This window comes from Frigoribacterium sp. R86507, from assembly GCF_044597695.1.
In the GTDB taxonomy this organism is placed as follows: Bacteria; Actinomycetota; Actinomycetes; order Actinomycetales; family Microbacteriaceae; genus Frigoribacterium.
The window spans coordinates 2,643,587-2,663,391 of the sequence record NZ_CP139002.1 but is presented as its reverse complement, the minus strand read 5'-3'; the positions used below and the strand labels follow the sequence as shown (position 1 = coordinate 2,663,391).

Below are 19,805 nucleotides of genomic sequence, written 5' to 3'. Positions count from 1 at the left end.
GCCCTCTCAACGCCCGTGGGCGGGCCGCCGAACCGGTGCCGTCCGACCCCACCCGAATGCCTAGACCCGAGGTAGCCACCTGAGATGAAGCTCGAACTGCGGGGCATCACCAAGCGATTCGGCGCGCTGACCGCCAACGACCACATCAGCCTGACCGTCGAGCCCGGCGAGATCCACTGCCTGCTCGGCGAGAACGGTGCCGGCAAGTCCACGCTGATGAACGTTCTCTACGGCCTCTACCAGGCCGACGAGGGCGAGATCCTGCTCGACGACGCCGTCCAGCACTTCTCGGGCCCCGGCGACGCCATGGGCGCCGGCATCGGCATGGTGCACCAACACTTCATGCTCGTGCCCGTCTTCACCGTGGCCGAGAACGTCATGCTCGGCCACGAAGAGACCAAGTCCGGCGGCCGGCTCGACCTCGCCGCGGCCCGCGCCAAGGTGCGTGAGATCAGCAGCCGGTTCGGGTTCGACATCGACCCCGACGCCCTGGTCGAAGAGCTGCCCGTCGGCGTGCAGCAGCGCGTCGAGATCATCAAGGCCCTGTCCCGCGACGCGAAGGTGCTCGTGTTCGACGAGCCCACCGCCGTGCTGACCCCGCAAGAGACCGACGAGCTCATGGTCATCATGCGTCAGCTGCGCGACGCCGGCACCGCCATCGTCTTCATCACCCACAAGCTGCGCGAGGTGCGCGAGGTCGCCACCCGCATCACCGTCATCCGCTTGGGCAAGGTCGTCGGCGAGGCCGAGCCGACCGCCTCGAACGCCGAGCTCGCCTCGCTCATGGTCGGGCGTGCCGTCGAGCTCACCGTCCAGAAGGCCCCCGCCGAGGCCGGTGAGCCCGCCCTGGTGGTCGAGAACCTCCGAGTCGTCGACCCGATCGGGCAGGTCGTGGTGGACGACGTCTCGTTCGAGGTCCGCCGAGGAGAGATCCTCGCCATCGCCGGTGTCCAGGGCAACGGCCAGACCGAGCTCACCGAGGCGATCCTCGGCCTGCAGCCCCGGGTCGAGGGCCGGGTCTCGCTCGACGGGCGCGACATCACGGGCCGCAGCGTGCGCCAGGTGCTCGACGCCGGCGTCGGCTTCGTCCCCGAGGACCGCAACCAGGACGGCCTCGTCGGCGAGTTCACCGTGGCCGAGAACCTCATGCTCGACCGCTCCCAGTCCGGCCCCTTCGTCAAGCGCGGCTCGCTCAAGCTCGCCGAACTCGCGGCGTTCGCCGTGGCCAAGGTGAAGGAGTTCGACATCCGCACCCAGGGCATCACCACGCCCGCCGGCCGCCTCTCGGGCGGCAACCAGCAGAAGGTCGTGCTGGCGCGCGAGCTCAGCCGCGACCTGCGGCTCTTCGTGGCCGCCCAGCCCACCCGTGGCATCGACGTCGGCTCGATCGAGTTCGTGCACAAGCGCATCGTCGAGACCCGTGACCAGGGCGTGCCCGTGATCGTCGTCTCGACCGAGCTCGACGAGGTCGCCGCCCTCGCCGACCGCATCGCCGTGATGTACCGCGGCACCATCGTCGGCATCGTGCCGGCGGACACCCCTCGCGACGTGCTGGGGCTCATGATGGCCGGCGAGATGCCGCAGGGAACGGAGCAGGCAGCGTGAGCGACGCCACGACCACCACGCAGGGCCCGGGCACACCACCCGCGCCGTCGTCACCGGAGTCGACCGAGGGACGCGGCTCGCGCCTCCTGCGAGAGATCACGACCGGCAACGCCGCCATCTCGGTGCTCGCCGTCGTGCTGGCCCTCGTCGTCTCGGGCCTCCTGATCGGGTTCACCGACACCACCGTCCAGGGCACCCTCGGCTACTTCTTCTCGCGCCCGGCCGACTTCTTCCAGGCGTTCTGGGCTGCTGTAGGCGGGTCGTACTCGTCGCTGTTCCAGGGCGCGATCTACAACTTCCGGGTCGACGGCTTCGCGGCGGGCATCCGTCCGCTGACCGAGACGCTGAACTACTCCGTGCCGCTGATCGCCGCGGGCCTCGGTGTCGCGGTGGCGTTCCGTGTGGGCCTGTTCAACATCGGCGCCCGCGGGCAGATGCTGATGGCCTCGGCGGCCGCCGGGTGGGTGGGCTTCTCGTTCCACCTGCCGCTCGCCGTGCACCTTCCGCTCGCCCTCGCCGCCGGCATCGCGGCGGGTGCGCTCTGGGGCGGCATCGTGGGTCTCCTCAAGGCCCGCACCGGCGCCCACGAGGTGATCCTCACGATCATGCTCAACTACATCGCCTTCTACCTGCTGGCCTTCATGCTGCGCACACAGGGCCTGCTGCAGGCCCCGGGCAGCGCGAACCCGAAGTCGCCCGCCACGCTCGACACGGCGATCCTGCCCGACCTGTTCGGCGCCCGGTACAACCTCAACTGGGGCTTCGTCCTGGTCATCGTCATCACCGCGGTCGTCTGGTGGCTGATCAACCGGTCGACGCTCGGCTTCCGGTTCCGTGCCGTGGGCGAGAACCCGCACGCGGCGCGCACGGCCGGCATGAACGTCAAGAACATCTACCTCTACGCGATGCTCATCTCGGGTGCGCTCGCGGGCGTCGCCGGCTCGACCCAGGTGCTGGGCACGCTGACCAGCGGCTTCACCTCGGGCATCGACGCCGGCATCGGCTTCGACGCGATCACGGTCGCGCTGCTCGGTCGCTCGCGGCCGTGGGGCGTCTTCGGTGCGGGCGTCCTGTTCGGGGCGCTCAAGGCCGGCGGGTACTCCATGCAGGCCGCCAACGGCGTGCCGATCGACATCGTGCTCGTCGTGCAGTCCCTCATCGTGTTGTTCGTGGCCGCGCCCCCGCTGGTCCGAGCGATCTTCCGTCTGCCGGCCCCGGGCCTCCGCCCGGTGCGCAAGGCCTCGAACAAGGAGGCGGTGGTCACCAAGTGAGCACGCTCACCCCCGACACCGCGGTCCCCGCCGCGCCGTCGCCCGACCTGGCCCGGGCCTCGACCCGCAGCCTCAAGGCCCCGATCGCGTTCGTGATCTTCACCGTCGTGGCCGCCGTGCTGTTCCTCGGCCTGGCCCGTGACGGCGAGAGCACCTTCCGCCTGTCGACCGCGACGGACTTCTTCGCCCTCCCCGATGCGGTCCTGCCGGCGTCAGGCACGGGCATCGTGCTCACGGTGCTCCTGGCGGTCATCACCCTCGTCGCGGTGCTGCGAGCCGTCCGCTTCGAGAAGGTGCCGATCTGGCTGATCGCCGTGTTCGGCGTCCTGTTCCTGCTCGGCTTCCTGACCTGGGCGAGCGCCGGCCAGACCATCCCGGTGCCCGGTCTGCTGCTCGGTGCCCTCGCGCTCAGCACCCCGCTCATCTTCGGTGCCCTCGGTGGCGTCATCAGCGAGCGGGTCGGCGTCGTCAACGTCGCGATCGAGGGGCAGCTGCTCGCCGGGGCCTTCGTCTCGGCGATGGTCGCCTCGGCGACCGGTTCGGCCTACGTCGGCCTGGTCGGGGCGATGATCGCGGGCGTGCTGGTGTCGATGGTGCTCGCCGTCTTCAGCATCCGCTACATCGTCGACCAGGTCATCGTCGGCGTCGTGCTCAACGTGCTCGTCACCGGCCTCACCAGCTTCCTGTACTCCCAGGTGCTGTCGAAGTCCGAGTCGCTGAACCGCGGGGTGCGCTTCCCGCAGCTCGACATCCCGGTGCTCAGCCAGATCCCGATCGTGGGCCCTGTCTTCTTCCGCCAGACGATCATCGTCTACCTGATGTACATCGCGATCGCGGTCGTTTTCTACGGTCTGTTCCGCACCCGGTGGGGGCTGCGCCTCCGTTCGGTGGGCGAGCACCCGCAGGCCGCCGACACCGTGGGCATCAAGGTCAACGCCACCCGCTTCTGGAACGTCTCCCTCGCGGGGGCCATCGCGGGCCTCGGCGGGGCCTACTTCACGCTCGGCTCGCTCGGCAACTTCCAGAAAGAGATGACGGCGGGCGCGGGCTTCATCGCCCTCGCGGCGGTCATCTTCGGCCGGTGGGACCCGATCCGGGCCACGCTCGCCGCGCTGCTGTTCGGCTTCGCGAGCAACCTGCAGAACGTGCTCGGGGCCATCGGTTCGCCGGTGCCCAGCGAGTTCATGCTGATGCTGCCGTACGTCGTGACGATCTTCGCGGTCGCCGGCCTGGTCGGGCAGTCCCGGGGCCCTGCGGCCTCGGGCAAGCCCTACATCAAGTCGTGACGGCCCGCAGCAGCGAGTCGGTCGTCGCCGAGACCGACTGGGACGCCCTCCGCGAGGCCGCCCGCGACGCGATGCGCAAGGCGTACGTCCCGTACTCGAAGTTCCCCGTGGGGGCCGCGGCCGTCACGGACGACGGCCGCATCGTCTCGGGCTGCAACGTCGAGAACGCCTCGTACGGCATCACCCTCTGCGCCGAGTGTTCGCTCGTGTCCGACCTCGTCATGTCGGGTGGCGGCCGCCTGGTCGCCTTCGCCTGCGTCGACGGCAACGGCGGGGTCCTCATGCCCTGCGGTCGCTGCCGTCAGCTGCTCTACGAACACTCGGACGAGGCCATGGTGCTCGACACCGTCTCGGGCTTCAAGACCATCGACGAGGTGATCCCCGACGCGTTCGGGCCGCGCCAACTCGAGCAGTACCGCGCCTCGCAGAGCTGACCCGCGCCTCCTCGTCCGTCCCCGTCGCGGCGTCCGCGTCGCGCCGACGGCCGCACGACCCACCGCACCATCGCTAGGAGCCCCACCGTGACCCAGAACGCCGTCGAACCGTTCGACACCGTCGACCTCATCCGCGTCAAGCGGGGTGGCGACGCCCTCAGCACCGAGCAGATCGACTGGCTGATCGACGCGTACACGCGCGGCTACGTGGCGGACGAGCAGATGTCGGCGCTCACCATGGCGATCTTCCTCAACGGCATGGAGCGTCGCGAGATCCGCGACATGACCATGGCCATGATCCGGTCCGGCGAGACGATGGACTTCACCGGGCTCGGCAAGACGACCGTCGACAAGCACTCGACCGGTGGCGTCGGCGACAAGATCACCCTTCCGCTGGCCCCGTTGGTCGCCTCGTTCGGCGTCGCCGTCCCCCAGCTCTCGGGCCGGGGCCTCGGACACACCGGGGGCACCCTCGACAAACTGGAGTCCATCCCGGGCTGGCAGGCCTCGATCTCGAACGACCGCATGCGCGAGATCATGGCCGACAGCGGGGCCGTGGTCTGCGCCGCCGGATCGGGCCTCGCCCCCGCCGACGGCAAGCTCTACGCGCTCCGTGACATCACGGGCACCGTCGAGGCCATCCCGCTGATCGCGTCGTCGATCATGAGCAAGAAGATCGCCGAGGGCACCGCGGCGCTCGTCCTCGACGTCAAGTTCGGATCGGGCGCGTTCATCCAGGACATCGAGCGGTCGCGCGAACTGGCCCGCACCATGGTCGACCTCGGCACCGACGCCGGCGTCGCGACGACCGCCCTGCTCACCGACATGAACGTGCCGCTCGGCCTGACCATCGGCAACGCCCTCGAGGTGCGCGAGTCGGTCGAGACCCTCGCCGGAGGCGGCCCGGCCGACATCCGCGAGCTCACCGTCGCCCTCGCCCGCGAGATGCTGACCCTGGCGGGTCGACCCGACGCCGACGTCGAGGCCGCCCTCGACGACGGCCGCGCCATGGACGCCTGGAAGCGCATGATCCGCGCCCAGGGCGGCGACCCCGAGGCAGCCCTGCCGACCGCCCGCGAGACGCACGTCGTCACCGCCGAGCGCACCGGCTACCTGACCGAGCAGCACGCGTTGCCGTTCGGCATCGGTGCCTGGCGTCTCGGCGCCGGTCGTGCCCGCAAGCAGGACCCGGTGCAGGCGGCCGCGGGCATCGAGCTGCACGCGAAGCCGGGCGACCGGGTCACCGAGGGGCAGCCCCTGTTCACGCTGCACACGGACGAGCCCGGGCGCTTCGAGCGTGCCCTCGACGCCGTCGACGGGGCGTGGACGATCGGCGACGAGGCTCCGGCGGCGCGCACCATCGTCGCCGAGCGGATCGGCTGACCCGGCCACGTCCGACGCGCGTCCCGCCGGCACCGCGCCTCCGTCCAGGAGGCGCGGTGCCGCTTCTCGTGGCGCGCGCACCTCTCTCGTGGCGCGCGTCCAGAGTCGTCGGCCGGACCGCTAGTAGATTGAGGGCATGAGCGCTCCCGACAAGGACTACCGGCTGCCGAACGGGGGCCCGCGGCTCGCGGCCCTGCCGAAGGTGTCGCTGCACGACCACCTCGACGGGGGCCTCCGGCCCGAGACCGTCGTCGACCTGGCGGTCGAGGCCGGCATCGACCTCCCCGCGTCCGACCCCGAGGCGCTGCGCCGCTGGTTCGTCGAGAACGCCGACTCCGGCACCCTGGTCGACTACCTCGCGACCTTCGAGCTCACGGTCGCGGTCATGCAGACCACCGAGCAGCTGACCCGTGTCGCCCACGAGTTCGTCCTCGACCTTGCCGCCGACGGCGTCGTCCACGCCGAGGTGCGCTGGGCCCCCGAGCAGCACCAGCGGCAGGGGCTCACCCTCGACCAGGCGGTCGAGGCCGTGCAGACGGGCTTCGCATCGGCCGTACGGTCGTTGGCCGCCGACGGGTACGAGATCTCGGTCGGGCAAATCCTCAGTGCGCTGCGCCAGGGCGAGCGGTCGCTCGAGATCGCCCAGCTCGCGGTCCGCCATCGCGAGAACGGCGTGCTCGCCTTCGACATCGCCGGCCCCGAGGCCGGGTACCCGGCCGCCGACCACAAGGTCGCCTTCGACCTCCTGGCCCGAGAGTTCATGCCCGTCACGGTGCACGCGGGCGAGGCCGACGGTCTCGACAGCATCCGCGGCGCCTTGATCGACGGGCGGGCCCTCCGCCTCGGCCACGGCGTGCGCATCGCCGAAGACATCCGCGTCGTCGCGAGCAAGGGCTCGACCTCCACGGTCGAGATCGGGCCGATCGCCTCGTGGGTGCGCGACCGCGAGATCCCGCTCGAGCTGTCACCGCAGTCCAACCTGCAGACCGGTGCCATCGCGGCCTGGGGCACGGACCTCGACGACCACCCCTTCGACCTGCTCTACCAGCTCGGCTACAGCGTGACGGTCAACACCGACAACCGCCTGATGAGCGACACGAGCCTCTGCAAAGAGCTCGCCCTCCTCAGCCAGGCCTTCGACTACGACCTCGACGACCACGAGACGTTTCAGCTCAACGCCGCGGCGTCATGCTTCCTGCCGCTCGAGGACCGCGAGGCGCTGGCCGACCGCATCACCGCCGGCTTCGAGGGGGTCTGAGCATGGCGCTCCCTCCGCTGCCCGACGAGGCGGTCGTCATCGGTGCCCGGGTCGCCGACTGGCGTGAGGCCGTCCGTGTCGCGGGGCACGCGCTGGTCGACTCCGGTGCCGCGCTCGAGGGCTACGGCGACGAGATGGTCCGCATGATCGACGAGCACGGCCCCTACGTGGTCATCGCGCCCGGCCTCGTGTTGGCCCATGCCCGTCCGGGCGACGACGTGGTCCGCGACGGTCTGGCGGTCGTGACCCTGGCCGAGCCGGTCCCGTTCGGGCACCCGCACAACGACCCGGTCAGCGTGGTCCTCGGCCTCGCGATCGTCACGGTCGGGGGCCACCTCGAATCGATCGCCGACCTCGCGAACGTCTTCAACGAGGCCTCCGTCATCCCCGCCCTCGCGGCCGCCACTTCGGTCGACGAGGTGCGTCGGTTGATGGGCGTCCCCGCCTGACCCACCCCACGACGGATCGAGACAGCCCCATGAAGATCGTCACCATCTGCGGCGCCGGCATCGGCAGCAGCGGAATCCTCAAGGTCAACGCCGAGCGTGTCCTGGCCAAGCTCGACATCGAGGCCGACGTCGTCGCGGCCGACATCGGCTCGATCGCCTCGGTCGGCGACGACGCGCAGGTGATCCTCACGTCGGCCGAGTTCGTCGAGGCCATCGGCTCCACGTTCGCCGACGTCATCGTGATCCAGAACCACTTCGACCAGGCCGAGCTGACCGAGAAGCTGCAGAAGTCGCTCGGCTGAGCGCGGCGTGCGGCACCGGGGCGAGCCGCCACAGCGCGGACGTGAGAGACCCCGGAGGCGCAGGTCGCGCCTCCGGGGTCTCTTTCGTCGTCAGGGCGGTCGCCGCCCCGACCGTCAGGCCAGCAGGGCCCGCATGCCCGCGTCGAGGTCGGCCACGGCCGCCTCGGCCGCTGCTCGGCGGGCGACGGCATCGCCCTCGGTGCTCGACGCGTCGATGTAGACCTTGAGCTTGGGCTCGGTGCCGCTCGGGCGGACGATGACGCGCGAGCCGTCGGTCAGCCAGTAGCGCAGGATGTCGCCTGCGGGGAAGGCCCCGAATCCGTCGCGGAAGTCCTCGACGCGGTCGACGCGGTGCGAGCCGATGGTCGCCGGGGGCCGCTGACGGAGACCGTCGGTGAGCGCCGTGATGGTGGCGAGGTCGTCGACCCTGATCGAGATCTGCGACGAGGCGTAGGCGCCGAACCGCTCGTCGAAGGCGACGAGGTGCTCGGCCAGGCTCGACCCGGCGGTGTGCAGCTCGGTGGCGAGGGCGAGCAGGTCGACCGCGGCCGAGATGCCGTCCTTGTCGCGGACGACGTCGGGGTCGACGAGGTAGCCGAGTGCCTCTTCGTAGCCGTAGAGCAGACCTCCGACGCGGGAGACCCACTTGAAGCCGGTGAGGGTGTCGACGTAGTCGAGCCCGTGCACCCGGGCGATCTCGCGCAGGGCGGGGGAGGAGACGATGCTCGCGGCCAGGGTGCCGTCGCGGTCGTCCCGACGCGCGCGCTCGGCGGCGCGCCAACCGAGCAGCGAGCCGACCTCGTTGCCGCTGAGTCGACGCCAGCCGCCGTCGACGGGGATCGCGACCGCGAGCCGGTCGGCGTCGGGGTCGTTGGCGATGACCAGGTCGGCCTCGACACGGTCGGCCGTGGCGAACGAGAGATCCATGGCGCCGGGCTCTTCGGGGTTGGGGAAGGCCACGGTCGGGAACGCCGGGTCGGGAGCGCTCTGCTCGCTGACCGGGATCGGCTCGGCGAAACCGGCGGTCGCGAACACGCGACGCGCGACCTCCCACCCGACGCCGTGCATCGCGGTGTAGACGACGCGCGGCTGACGACCGGTCGCTGCCGTGCCGGCCACGGCGGCGGTGCGACGCACGTACTCCATGACGAGGTCGTCGCCGGCCTCACGGTAGTCGTCCGAACGGGCCAGCCGGGTGACGGGGGACTGCGCCGCCTTCTCGATCTCGACCGCGATCTCGCCGTCGACCGGCGAGACGATCTGCGATCCGGCGTCGACGCCGCCGAGGTAGACCTTGTAGCCGTTGTCCTGCGCAGGGTTGTGGCTGGCGGTGACCATGACGCCCGCACTGACGTCGAGGTGGCGCACGGCGAAGGCCAGCACGGGGGTCGGCAGGGCGCGCGGCAGGATCGTCGCGGACACGCCGGCCGCCGCCATGATCTCGGCGGTGTCGCGCGCGAAGACGTCGGAGTTCTTTCGCCCGTCGTAGCCGATGACGATCGAGGGGCTCGACTCGCGACCGAGCAGGAACGCCGCGAAGCCGGCCGCGGCCTGCGCCACGAGGACGCGGTTCATGCGGTTCGACCCCGAGCCCAGGGCACCGCGCAGACCGGCGGTGCCGAACTGCAGGCGACCGGCGAAGCGGTCGGCGAGGTCGACGGCGGCGTCCGAGTCGTCGGACGCGGCACGGGCGATCAGACGGTCGAGCTCGTCTCGCGTCTCGGCGTCGGGGTCCTGGTCGCGCCAGTCCGTCGCCGTCGCGATCAGACCGTCGAGGTCGGGCGAGACCAGGGGACCGTCGCCGCCGGGCCCCGTCACGTCGCCGCTCACAGGGCCGCCACGATGCGGGCGAGCAGGTCGCTGATCTTGGCCTCGGCGTCGCGCCCGGCCTCGAGCACCTCGGCGTGGCTGAGCGGGGTCTTCTGGATGCCCGCGGCGAGGTTCGTGATCAGCGACATGCCGAGCACCTCCATGCCGGACTGGCGGGCGGCGATGGCCTCGAGGGCCGTCGACATGCCGACGATGTGGCCGCCGATCGCCTTGGCCATCTGCACCTCGGCCGGCGTCTCGTAGTGAGGGCCGCGGAACTGCGTGTAGACGCCCTCGTCGAGGTCGGGGTCGATTCCGCGCGCGACGTCGCGCAGTCGCGACGAGTACAGGTCGGTCAGGTCGACGAACGTCGCGCCCTCGAGGGGCGAGTCCGCCGTGAGGTTGATGTGGTCGCTGATCAGCACGGGGGTGCCGGGCTTCCAGGTCTCTTTGATGCCGCCGGCACCGTTGGTCAGGATCATCGTCGTCGCGCCCGTGGCGGCGGCCGTGCGCACGCCGTGCACGACCCGGCGCACGCCGTGGCCCTCGTAGTAGTGCGTGCGGGCACCCATGACGAGGGCGTGCTTGCCCGAGGGCAAAGCGATGCTGCGGATCGAGCTCGTGTGGCCGACGACGGCCGACGCGGCGAACCCGGTGATCTCGGTCGCCGGGACCTCGGCCACGGTCTCGCCGATCAGGTCGGCGGCCTTGGCCCAACCGCTGCCCAGCGTCAGGGCGATGTCGTGTCGGGCGACGCCGGTCTTCTCGGCGATCTCGGCGGCGGCGGTGCGGGCGACCTCGAAGGGGTCGGCGGCGCGGTCGTCGAGCGGGTGCGTGGTGGTCTCAGACATGGCGTCCACTCTAGGGTCTGCCGACCCGCCTCCCCGGTCGCCGCCGGGCTCGGCGCGGGGTCAGTCGATGCTGAGCAGGACGTGGCCCGACGAGACGGTCTCGCCGACGACGGCCGCGATGCCCGAGACGGTGCCGTCACGGTGGGCGGCGACGGGCTGTTCCATCTTCATGGCCTCGAGCACGAGCACCAGGTCGCCCTTGACGACCTGCTGACCGGCTTCGACGGCGAGCTTGACGACGGTGGCCTGCATCGGTGCCTTGACCTCGGCACCGGTCGCGGTCACGACCGACGACCGGGGAGCACCCCGGCGCTTGGGGGCGACCGCAGGAGGCGCGGTGCGCGACCCGAGACCGGCCGGCAGCGAGACCTCGAGTCGCTTCCCGCCCACCTCGACCACGACGGTGTCGCGTGCGTCGGCCGGGCGCGGAGCCTCGGCCTCGCCGCTCCACGCGGGGATGGTGTTGTCGAACTCGGTCTCGATCCAGCGGGTGTAGATCGAGAACGGTGCGCCGTCGGCGGGCGCGAACGCGGGGTCGTCGACGATCGCGCGGTGGAACGGCAGCACCGTCGGCAGGCCGGCGACCTCGAACTCGGCGAGGGCGCGACGGGAGCGCTCGAGGGCGTCCTCGCGCGACGAGCCGGTGACGATCAGCTTGGCGAGGAGCGAGTCGAACGAGCCGCTGATCTCGTCGCCCGCCTGGACGCCGCTGTCGACGCGGACGCCGGGGCCTCCCGGCGCCTTGAAGACGTGGATCGGGCCGGGGGCGGGCATGAACCCGCGGCCGGCGTCCTCGCCGTTGATCCGGAACTCGAACGAGTGGCCGCGGGCCTCGGGGTCGTCGTAGTCGAGCACGCCGCCCTCGGCGAGGCGGAACTGCTCGCGGACGAGGTCGATGCCGGTGACCTCTTCGGACACGGGGTGCTCGACCTGCAGGCGCGTGTTGACCTCGAGGAACGAGACGGTGCCGTCCTTGCCGATCAGGAACTCGCAGGTGCCGGCGCCGACGTAGCCGACCTCGCGCAGGATCGCCTTCGAGGACTCGTACAGCTTCGTGGTCTGCTCGCCGGTGAGGAACGGCGCGGGGGCTTCTTCGACGAGCTTCTGGTGGCGGCGCTGCAACGAGCAGTCGCGGGTCGACACGACGACGACGTTGCCGTGCGCGTCGGACAGGCACTGGGTCTCGACGTGGCGCGGCTGGTCGAGGTACTTCTCGACGAAGCACTCGCCGCGGCCGAAGGCGGCGACGGCCTCGCGGGTGGCCGAGTCGAACAGCTCGGGGACCTCGTCGCGGGTGCGGGCCACCTTGAGGCCGCGTCCACCGCCACCGAAGGCCGCCTTGATGGCGACGGGCAGGCCGTGCTGGTCGACGAACTCGAGGACCTCGTCGGCACCCGAGACGGGGTTCAGGGTGCCGGGGGCGAGCGGCGCCCCGACGCGCTCGGCGATGTGCCGAGCCGAGACCTTGTCGCCGAGCTGCTCGATGGCCTCGGGCGACGGGCCGATCCAGATCAGGCCCGCGGCCTGCACGGCTCGGGCGAAGTCGGCGTTCTCGGCGAGGAAGCCGTAGCCGGGGTGCACGGCGTCGGCACCCGAGCGGCGGGCGACCGAGAGGATCTTGTCGATGACGAGGTAGGTCTCGGCGCTCGTGGTGCCGCCCAGGGCGTAGGCCTCGTCGGCGAGGCGGGCGTGCTGGGCGTCGCGGTCCTGGTCGGCGTAGACCGCCACCGAGCCGATTCCGGCGTCACGCGCGGCCCGGATCACGCGGACGGCGATCTCTCCACGGTTGGCGATGAGGACCTTGCTGATACGCGGCATAGTTCCCCACCCTATTGCGCGGTCCGCGCCTGCCTTTGGCTGACGTGCACAAAAAGGACCAGGAGGCGCGAGGCAGAACCTACAAGGACCCGGCGGTCGGCGAGGTCCACAGCTGGTGCCACGGCACGCCGAAGCCCCGGACGAGCGACCGCAGCACGGGCACCGAGAGACCCACGACGGCGCTCGGGGTGCCCTCGATGTGGGTGATGAACGCGGACGCCCGACCGTCGATCGTGAAGGCACCCGCGACCTCGAGCGGCTCGCCCGTCTCGACGTAGGCCGAGAGCTCGTGCGGGTCGAGGTCGTCGGCGAAGGTGAGGGACGCGCTCGCGACCCGGCCCGCGCCTCCTGACGGGGTGTCGGCGCCGACTCGCGGAGCGCCGCCGCGGTGGTCGACCAGCCAGTGGCCCGACCAGAGGGTGCCGTGGCCGATCTCGGCCATCCGGCGCCACCGGTCGAGCGCCAGCGCGGGCTCGTGCGGTTTGCCGTGCACCTCGCCGTCGAACTCGAAGGCGCTGTCGCCCCCGAGCACCAGCCCGTCGAGGGGGCGGCCGTCGATCACGGTGTGGAGAACGGCCTCGGCCTTGAGCCGGGCGAGGTGCTGCACCGTCTCGGCCGCCGTGAGGTCTCGGCCGAGGCGTGCCGACTCGATCGCGACCGCGGCCTCCTCGTCGACGCCGGGGCTGATCAGCACCGGCTCGATGCCGGCGGCGCGCAGCAGCGCGAGACGGGCGGGGGAGGTGCTGGCCAGGTAGAGCGGGACGGTCATGCCGCCCAGCCTGTCAGACTCGTCGCATGGGAGACATGCTGGGCCGCGAGGTCGAACTGGACGTGACGGGCATCGCACACGGGGGCATCTCGGTGGCCCGACTCGACGGGCGGGTGGTCTTCGTGACCGACACCCTGCCCGGCGAGAAGGTCGTGGCGCGCATCGCCGACGACCGCAAGAAAGCCTTCTGGCGAGCCGACACGATGAGCGTCCTCGAGGCGAGCGAACACCGCCGACCACACGTGTGGGGCGCGGCGGCCCTCGAGGTCGATCCGGCGGACCGGGCCGGCGGTGCCGAGTTCGGGCACATCCAGCTCGCCCACCAGCGCGAGCTGAAGCGGCGCGTGGTGGTCGACGCGCTCACCCGGATGGGCGGGGTCGCCGACGCCGACGGCCGGGTCACGGTCGAGGCCCTCCCGGGCGACGACGAGCGTGACGGCACCGGGTGGCGCACGCGCCTCCGCCTCCACCTCGACGCCGAGGGGCGTCCCGGTCAGTACGCCGCGCGCTCGCACCGGGTCGTGCACGTGCCCGACCTGCCGCTCGCGTCCCCGGAGGCCGCCGAGGTGGCGCCGCTGGGCGACGCCTTCCCCGGCGAGGAACACGTCGACGTCGTCGCCCCGAGCGTGGGCGGCGCGCGTCTGATCATCGGACGTCAGGCTCGCTCCACCATCACCGAGGTCGTCGGTGACCGCGAGTTCCGCCTCGACGACGGCGGGTTCTGGCAGGTCCACCGCGAGGCCGCCGCCACGCTCACCGCCGCGGTGCAGACCATGATCGACCCCGAGCGCTTCGATCCGAAGGGCGCCAACCTCGACCTGTACGGCGGGGTCGGACTGCTCGCCGCCGCCGTGGGCGACCGGTTCGGCGCGGGGACGCGCATCACGAGCGTCGAGAGCGACGAGCGGGCGACCGAGCACGCCTCCGAGAACCTGGCCGAGTGGATCGGCGCGTCGGCCGTGACCGGACGCGTGGAGCGCTGGTTGCGCCAGACGGCGTCACAGGCGAGCGACGCCGAGCGCCAGCGCCTCGCCGCCGCGACGGTCGTGCTCGACCCGCCCCGCTCGGGCGCGGGACGCGACGTGGTGTCCGAGATCGCGGCCCTGCGCCCCGCCCAGGTCGTCTACGTCGCGTGCGACCCGGTCGCCCTCGCCCGCGACGTCGCCCTCTTCGCCGAGCGCGGCTACGCACTCGACGCCCTGCAGGCCTACGACCTCTTCCCGAACACGCACCACGTCGAGACGGTGGTGCGCCTGCTGCCTGCCTGAGCCGCGATCCCGTTACGATGTACCCCGTGCACGCCCGGGGTTCAGGGACCAGGGCACACGCCGACAGAAGGATCACCGTGTCAGACCTCACGACCGAGACCCCCACCGCCACCCGCGAGACCGCACCCGTGCGGGTCGCCGTCGTCGACGACCACGAGTCGGTGCGGCTCGGCATCCAGGCCGCCTGCCAGAACGAGGGCTTCGAGGTGATCCTCACCGCGGCCGGCGTCCAGGAGTTCGTCGAGAACCTCGCCGGTCGCGAGGTCGACGTCGTCGTCCTCGACCTGTCGCTCGGCGACGGCTCGACCGTCACCGAGAACGTCAAGCGCGTTCAGGCCACGGGGTCCGCCGTCCTCGTGCACAGCATCGCCGACCGGGTCGCCTCGGTACGCGAGGCGCTCGCCGCGGGGGCGGCCGGGGTCATCCCGAAGTCCTCCGCCACGAAGACCGTCATGGCCGCCGTCGCGACGGTCGCCCGGGGCGACGTGCTGAACAACCTCGAATGGGCGAGCGCGATCGACGCCGACCGCGACTTCGCCAAGGCCCAGCTCGGTCGTCGCGAGCGCGAGATCCTGCACCTCTACGCCTCGGGCCTGCCGCTGAAGCTCGCCGCCCAGCAGCTCGGCATCGGCTACTCGACGGCCCGCGAGTACCTCGACCGCATCCGCGTCAAGTACGTCGAGGTCGGCCGACCGGCACCCACCAAGGTCGACCTGCTCCGCCGCGCCGTCGAGGACGGCATCCTGCCGGGGCTCGACGCAGACGGCGGCGATGGCCGGTGAGGGTCGGCTGAGCGCCCCGATCCCGCTCGGAGCGCTCCGGCCCCCGCGCAACCCGATCAGCCGCGCCCTGCTCGACAAGGTGCTGGGGCGGATCATCGCCGCGGCCGGACTCGTGTTCGGCCTGCAAGCCCTGCCCGGCATGATCGGTCAGGTCGACAGCATGCAACTCGCCTGGGCCTGGGTCATCGGCCTGGCGATGTTCGGCGGGTTCTTCGCGTTGGTCGTGGCGAGCCTCGTACAGCGCGGCGTCACGACGGTCGAGGCCTTCGTCGCCATCGCCTACCTGATCGCCCTGGTCACCTGGCCCCTCGCCGTCGACGATCCCAGCGCGGTCCAGTCGAGCGTGCCGTGGCTCTGGTACCTGTGCACCGTCGCGACGGCCTCGGCCGCCTCGGCGTTCTCGACCTGGATCGCCACCGGCTACCTCTTCGTCGCCCCGGCCGTCTACGGCTTCATCCGCCTGACGCCGTCGGGCGGGGCGGTCTCCCCGCAGCGGGCGACCCTCGACTCCGTCTACGCCATCCTGCTCGGCGGCGCGGTGCTGATCCTCGTGGTGATCCTGCGCCAGGCGGCGGCCAACGTCGACCAGGCCCAGGCGACCGCCGTCGCGCGGTACTCCGAGGCGATCCGCGAGCACGCCACCGAGCTCGAGCGGGTGCAGGTCGACGCCATCGTCCACGACAGCGTCCTGACGACCTTCATCCAGGCGGCCAGGGCGTGGTCGCCCGACGAGCGCGAGCTGTCGACCAACATGGCCCGGAACGCCATGTCCCACCTCTCGGCCGCGGCGAGCACCACGCCGTTCGACGAGTCCGACACCACGATCGCCGGCATGGTGGGCCGCATCGAGGCCGCCGTGGCCGACCTGGGGGTCCCGGTCGAGCTGCGTCGGGGCCCGATCGAGGGCGACGGCATCCCGTCCACCGCCGCCGAGGCGCTCTACTCGGCCGCCGTGCAGGCCCTCGTCAACAGTTCGCAGCACGCCGGCGACGGGCCCGGCGTGGAGCGCTGGGTGCACGTCACCCGTGATCCGGCGGGCCTGACGACCGTCGAGGTCGGCGACACGGGCAAGGGCTTCGAACCGACGACGGTGCCGACGGAGCGTCTCGGGGTCCGCGTGTCGATCCACGAGAGACTCAACAACGCCGGCGGGCTCGCGACCATCGACTCGGCACCGGGGCGCGGAACCCTCGTTCGCCTGCGGTGGCCGGTCGACGCGCTCCTCGACGGAGGCCGGACGCCCGACCCTTCGCCCGACCCCGCCGACGAGACGGGCACCTCGGGGGGCGCCGCGTGAGGGTCTCCGTGCCGCGGTGGCTGATCGTGTCGCTGGCAGCGGTCTTCTCGGCATACCACCTGGTCCTGGCCGTGGCGTCGCTGGACCGGTTCACCGATCCGCTGCCCGTCGTCGCGTGCATGGCGTTGTACGGCGCCGCCACCGTGGCCGTGCTGTGGCCCAGCAAGCACGTCATCATGCCCGTGTGGATGGCCTCGTTCTGCCTGGCCGTGAGCATCGTCCTGCCGCTCGTCGTGACCTCCGAGCTCGACAGCTCGGTGAAGAACGGCTACGCCACCTGGTACGTCGCCGCCGTGGGCACGCTCATGGTGATCGTGTCCACGAGGCGTCGACAGGGCTTCGCCTGGCTCGGGGTCGGCTTCATGGCGGTACACGGCGTGCTGTGGGCCGGCGTCGAACAGATCGCCGACCTCGGCATCGTCGGCAGCGTGGTCTGGGTCGCCTTCAGCCATGCGATGTCGAGCACGCTCACGCGCGCGGGGCGCGAAACGCGCGAGTTCATCCTCGCCGAGCACGAAGCGGCGGACTGGCAGGCCGCACAGGAAGCCCACGTGAACGAGCGTCAGTACCGGTTGCTGCAGACGGGTCGGACGGCACGGCCGATGCTCCAGACCATCGTCCGCCGACACGGCGACCTCACCGCGGCCGAGCGACAGGAGTGCCTCAACCTCGAGGGAGCGATCCGGGACGAGATCCGGGGGCGGCGCCTCCTCGACGACGACGTCCGTCACGAGGTCATGGCGGCGCGCCGTCGCGGGGCCGTCGTCAGTCTCCTCGACGAGGGAGGCATCGACGACCTCGGACCGACGGATCTGCGACGGGTCCATGCCGTGCTCGCCGGGGCCCTGCGCGATTCGCTCGCCGATCGCATCATCGTCCGGACCGTCCAGGGCGGGGGAGACGACGCGGTCACGGTCGTCGGGCTCGGCTCGGCAGACCTGTCCTCGAGCGCGCTCGGCCGGGGGGTCTCGGCCGACGCGGACGAGGACGACGACGGCGACGAAGTCCAGCTCTGGTTGCAGATCCCTCGCTCGGCCCCCTGATCATCCGACGGCCCCCGGCGCGACGGGCACCCACGACATGAGGAAGGGCCGGACGATCGTCCGGCCCTTCCGAGAACCTGAGCCAGGGCGGCAACCCGAATGCCGCCCTGACTACCCCCGGCAGCGACCCGTTCACCCTGGTCGGCCTCTGTTCGGTGGTGTGACTCCACGAGACACCCAGCACGTGCAAGCATGGTCGCTCGAGGCCGCCTGTGCAGTCGTCATTTAGGGGGACAGGCGGGCGAGGACGGCCGCGTCCACCGCCGTCCCGGGGGAGTCAGCCCGCGAAACCTCGCCAACGGCCCTCGCCGGCCGCGATGGCGGGACGGGGTGCCCGGGCCGACCGCGTCCAGGCCGACGTCGTGGGTCGGGAGGGCGTCGTCGCCGCCGCCTCGGCCCGGCCGGCCTCGACGGCGGCTAGCAACGCCGTCACCGCCGCCAGTTCGTCGGGCGTCGGGTCTCCGGCGACGACCCTGAGCAGGGGCGCCGACGGCTGCTCGTCCGCGTCGGTGGGGCGTTCCGTCGCGTCGGGGGAATCGGCTGCGTGGCGCCCGCTCACAGGGGGATGTTCCCGTGCTTCTTCGGCGGCAGGGTCGCCCGTTTGGTCTTGAGGGCTCGCAGCGCCTTGATCACGGCGACCCGGGTCGCCGCCGGTTCGACGACGCCGTCGAGTTCACCCCGCTCGGCGGCGAGGAAGGGGCTCGCGACGTTGTAGGTGTACTCGTTCGCGAGCCGTGTGCGCACGGCTGCGACGTCCTCGCCGGCTTCGGCCGCCGCCTTGATCTCGTTGCGGTAGAGGATGTTGACGGCACCCTGCCCGCCCATCACGGCGATCTCGGCCGTCGGCCAGGCGAGGTTGATGTCGGCGCCCAGCTGCTTCGACCCCATGACGATGTAGGCGCCGCCGTAGGCCTTGCGGGTGATCACCGTCACGAGCGGGACCGTGGCCTCGGCGTAGGCGTAGAGCAGCTTGGCGCCGCGGCGGATCACACCCGTCCACTCCTGGTCGGTGCCGGGCAGGTAGCCGGGTACGTCGACGAGGGTGAGGATCGGGATGTTGAAGGCGTCGCAGAAGCGCACGAAGCGGCTGGCCTTCTCACCGGCCTCGATGTTGAGCGTGCCGGCCATGGCGGACGGCTGGTTGGCGATGACGCCCACCGGGCGGCCCTCGACCCGGCCGAAGCCGACGACGATGTTGGGCGCGAAGAGCGGCTGGACCTCGAGGAACTCCCCGTCGTCGACGACGTGCTCGATCACCGTCATCACGTCGTAGGGCTGGTTGGGGCTGTCCGGGATCAGGGTGTTCAGCTGGCGGTCGTGGTCGGTGGTCTCGAGTTCGACCGGCACGTCGAAGACGTGCGGGTCGGCCAGGTTGTTGTCGGGCAGGTACGACAGCAGGGCCCGGGCGTAGTCGAGGGCGTCGTCCTCGTCGCTCGCGAGGTAGTGCGAGACGCCCGAGACCTTGTTGTGGGTCAGGGCGCCGCCGAGTTCTTCGAAGCCGACGTCCTCGCCCGTCACGGTCTTGATGACGTCCGGCCCGGTGACGAACATGTGGCTCGTCTTGTCGACCATGATCACGAAGTCGGTCAGCGCGGGGGAGTACACCGCGCCTCCGGCCGCGGGGCCCATGATCAGCGAGATCTGGGGGATGACGCCCGAGGCGGCCGTGTTCAGCCGAAAGATCTCGCCGTACTTGCCGAGGGCGACGACGCCTTCCTGGATTCGCGCCCCGCCCGAGTCGAGGATGCCGATGATGGGCACCCCGGTCTTGAGGGCCAACTGCATGACCTTGATGATCTTCTCGCCCGCGACCTCGCCGAGCGAGCCGCCGAAGATGGTGAAGTCCTGCGAGTAGACCGCGACCTGGCGGCCGTGGATCGTGCCCGTGCCCGTGACGACCGCGTCGCCGTAGGGTCGCTTGGCCTCCATGCCGAAGGCGTGCGTGCGGTGCCGGACGAACTCGTCGAGCTCGACGAACGAGCCCGGGTCGAGCAGCTCGTCGATCCGCTCTCGGGCCGTCTTCTTGCCCTTGGCGTGCTGCTTGGCGATCGCGGCCTCGCCGCTGGCCGTCACGGCCTCGTGATAGCGGGCCTTGAGATCGGCGAGCTTGCCCGCGGTGGTGTGCAGGTCGGGCGCGGCGTCGGTGTGGGGCGCGGAGTCAGGAGTCACGCGCCTCACTC

General features: G+C 71.5%; 18 protein-coding genes. 12 read left to right on the top strand and 6 right to left on the bottom strand.

Going from position 1 to position 19,805, the window contains the following annotated elements; translation table 11 throughout:
- Positions 1-84 precede the first annotated feature (84 nt).
- From SJY14_RS12525 to SJY14_RS12490, 8 genes are all read left to right on the top strand, one after another.
- Positions 85-1,605 carry an ABC transporter ATP-binding protein gene (locus SJY14_RS12525; protein ID WP_071254418.1) on the top strand — a complete coding sequence of 507 codons (1,521 nt, stop codon included), beginning with the start codon at positions 85-87 and terminating at the stop codon, positions 1,603-1,605.
- Positions 1,602-2,876, top strand: a complete 1,275-nt coding sequence (locus tag SJY14_RS12520) for an ABC transporter permease (RefSeq protein ID WP_071254416.1) — start codon at positions 1,602-1,604, stop codon at positions 2,874-2,876. The genes SJY14_RS12525 and SJY14_RS12520 overlap by 4 nt, the downstream gene beginning before the upstream one ends.
- Complete coding sequence (locus tag SJY14_RS12515; RefSeq protein ID WP_071254414.1) at positions 2,873-4,162, top strand: ABC transporter permease; 1,290 nt, start codon at positions 2,873-2,875, stop codon at positions 4,160-4,162. Before SJY14_RS12520 ends, SJY14_RS12515 begins: the two co-directional genes overlap by 4 nt.
- On the top strand, positions 4,159-4,596 hold the full coding sequence (locus tag SJY14_RS12510) for a cytidine deaminase (protein WP_071254412.1): 438 nt from the start codon (positions 4,159-4,161) through the stop codon (positions 4,594-4,596). Before SJY14_RS12515 ends, SJY14_RS12510 begins: the two co-directional genes overlap by 4 nt.
- 87 nt (positions 4,597-4,683) lie before the next feature.
- On the top strand, positions 4,684-5,979 hold the full coding sequence (locus tag SJY14_RS12505; RefSeq protein ID WP_071254410.1) for a thymidine phosphorylase: 1,296 nt from the start codon (positions 4,684-4,686) through the stop codon (positions 5,977-5,979).
- A 136-nt stretch (positions 5,980-6,115) separates the two neighbouring features.
- A complete protein-coding gene (locus SJY14_RS12500) occupies positions 6,116-7,237 on the top strand; it encodes an adenosine deaminase (RefSeq protein WP_071254409.1) in 1,122 nt (373 codons plus the stop codon).
- 2 nt (positions 7,238-7,239) lie between these two features.
- A complete protein-coding gene (locus SJY14_RS12495) occupies positions 7,240-7,686 on the top strand; it encodes a PTS sugar transporter subunit IIA (protein ID WP_071254408.1) in 447 nt (148 codons plus the stop codon).
- Positions 7,687-7,715: 29 nt separating this feature from the next.
- Positions 7,716-7,988: a PTS sugar transporter subunit IIB gene (locus tag SJY14_RS12490; protein WP_043594402.1), complete on the top strand. Its 273-nt coding sequence runs from the start codon at positions 7,716-7,718 to the stop codon at positions 7,986-7,988.
- A 114-nt stretch (positions 7,989-8,102) separates the two neighbouring features.
- Here SJY14_RS12490 and SJY14_RS12485 read toward each other — a convergent pair whose 3' ends face one another.
- The 4 genes from SJY14_RS12485 to SJY14_RS12470 form a co-directional block, all read right to left on the bottom strand.
- Positions 8,103-9,818, bottom strand: coding sequence for a phospho-sugar mutase (locus SJY14_RS12485; RefSeq protein ID WP_369825276.1), 1,716 nt, complete (start codon positions 9,816-9,818; stop codon positions 8,103-8,105).
- A complete protein-coding gene (locus SJY14_RS12480) occupies positions 9,815-10,648 on the bottom strand; it encodes a purine-nucleoside phosphorylase (protein ID WP_071254407.1) in 834 nt (277 codons plus the stop codon). The genes SJY14_RS12485 and SJY14_RS12480 overlap by 4 nt, the downstream gene beginning before the upstream one ends.
- 60 nt (positions 10,649-10,708) lie before the next feature.
- Positions 10,709-12,466 (bottom strand): acetyl/propionyl/methylcrotonyl-CoA carboxylase subunit alpha, encoded by a 1,758-nt coding sequence (locus SJY14_RS12475; RefSeq protein ID WP_396599043.1) that lies wholly within the window; start codon positions 12,464-12,466, stop codon positions 10,709-10,711.
- A 79-nt stretch (positions 12,467-12,545) separates the two neighbouring features.
- A complete protein-coding gene (locus tag SJY14_RS12470; protein WP_071254404.1) occupies positions 12,546-13,235 on the bottom strand; it encodes a nucleoside triphosphate pyrophosphatase in 690 nt (229 codons plus the stop codon).
- Between the two features lie 26 nt (positions 13,236-13,261).
- On the opposite strand from SJY14_RS12470, the gene SJY14_RS12465 reads away from it, so the two are divergent.
- From SJY14_RS12465 to SJY14_RS12450, 4 genes are all read left to right on the top strand, one after another.
- The gene (locus SJY14_RS12465; protein WP_071254402.1) at positions 13,262-14,503 is read left to right on the top strand and encodes a class I SAM-dependent RNA methyltransferase; all 1,242 of its coding nucleotides are present in this window, start codon (positions 13,262-13,264) and stop codon (positions 14,501-14,503) included.
- 71 nt (positions 14,504-14,574) lie between these two features.
- Positions 14,575-15,285: a response regulator gene (locus SJY14_RS12460; protein ID WP_369825282.1), complete on the top strand. Its 711-nt coding sequence runs from the start codon at positions 14,575-14,577 to the stop codon at positions 15,283-15,285.
- On the top strand, positions 15,275-16,582 hold the full coding sequence (locus SJY14_RS12455) for a sensor histidine kinase (RefSeq protein ID WP_071254398.1): 1,308 nt from the start codon (positions 15,275-15,277) through the stop codon (positions 16,580-16,582). The genes SJY14_RS12460 and SJY14_RS12455 overlap by 11 nt, the downstream gene beginning before the upstream one ends.
- Complete coding sequence (locus tag SJY14_RS12450; RefSeq protein ID WP_071254396.1) at positions 16,579-17,625, top strand: hypothetical protein; 1,047 nt, start codon at positions 16,579-16,581, stop codon at positions 17,623-17,625. The genes SJY14_RS12455 and SJY14_RS12450 overlap by 4 nt, the downstream gene beginning before the upstream one ends.
- Before the next feature lie 277 nt (positions 17,626-17,902).
- Here SJY14_RS12450 and SJY14_RS12445 read toward each other — a convergent pair whose 3' ends face one another.
- Both SJY14_RS12445 and SJY14_RS12440 read right to left on the bottom strand, forming a co-directional pair.
- Positions 17,903-18,184: an acyl-CoA carboxylase epsilon subunit gene (locus SJY14_RS12445; RefSeq protein ID WP_177174757.1), complete on the bottom strand. Its 282-nt coding sequence runs from the start codon at positions 18,182-18,184 to the stop codon at positions 17,903-17,905.
- A complete protein-coding gene (locus SJY14_RS12440; protein WP_071254394.1) occupies positions 18,181-19,794 on the bottom strand; it encodes an acyl-CoA carboxylase subunit beta in 1,614 nt (537 codons plus the stop codon). The genes SJY14_RS12445 and SJY14_RS12440 overlap by 4 nt, the downstream gene beginning before the upstream one ends.
- Positions 19,795-19,805 lie beyond the last annotated feature (11 nt).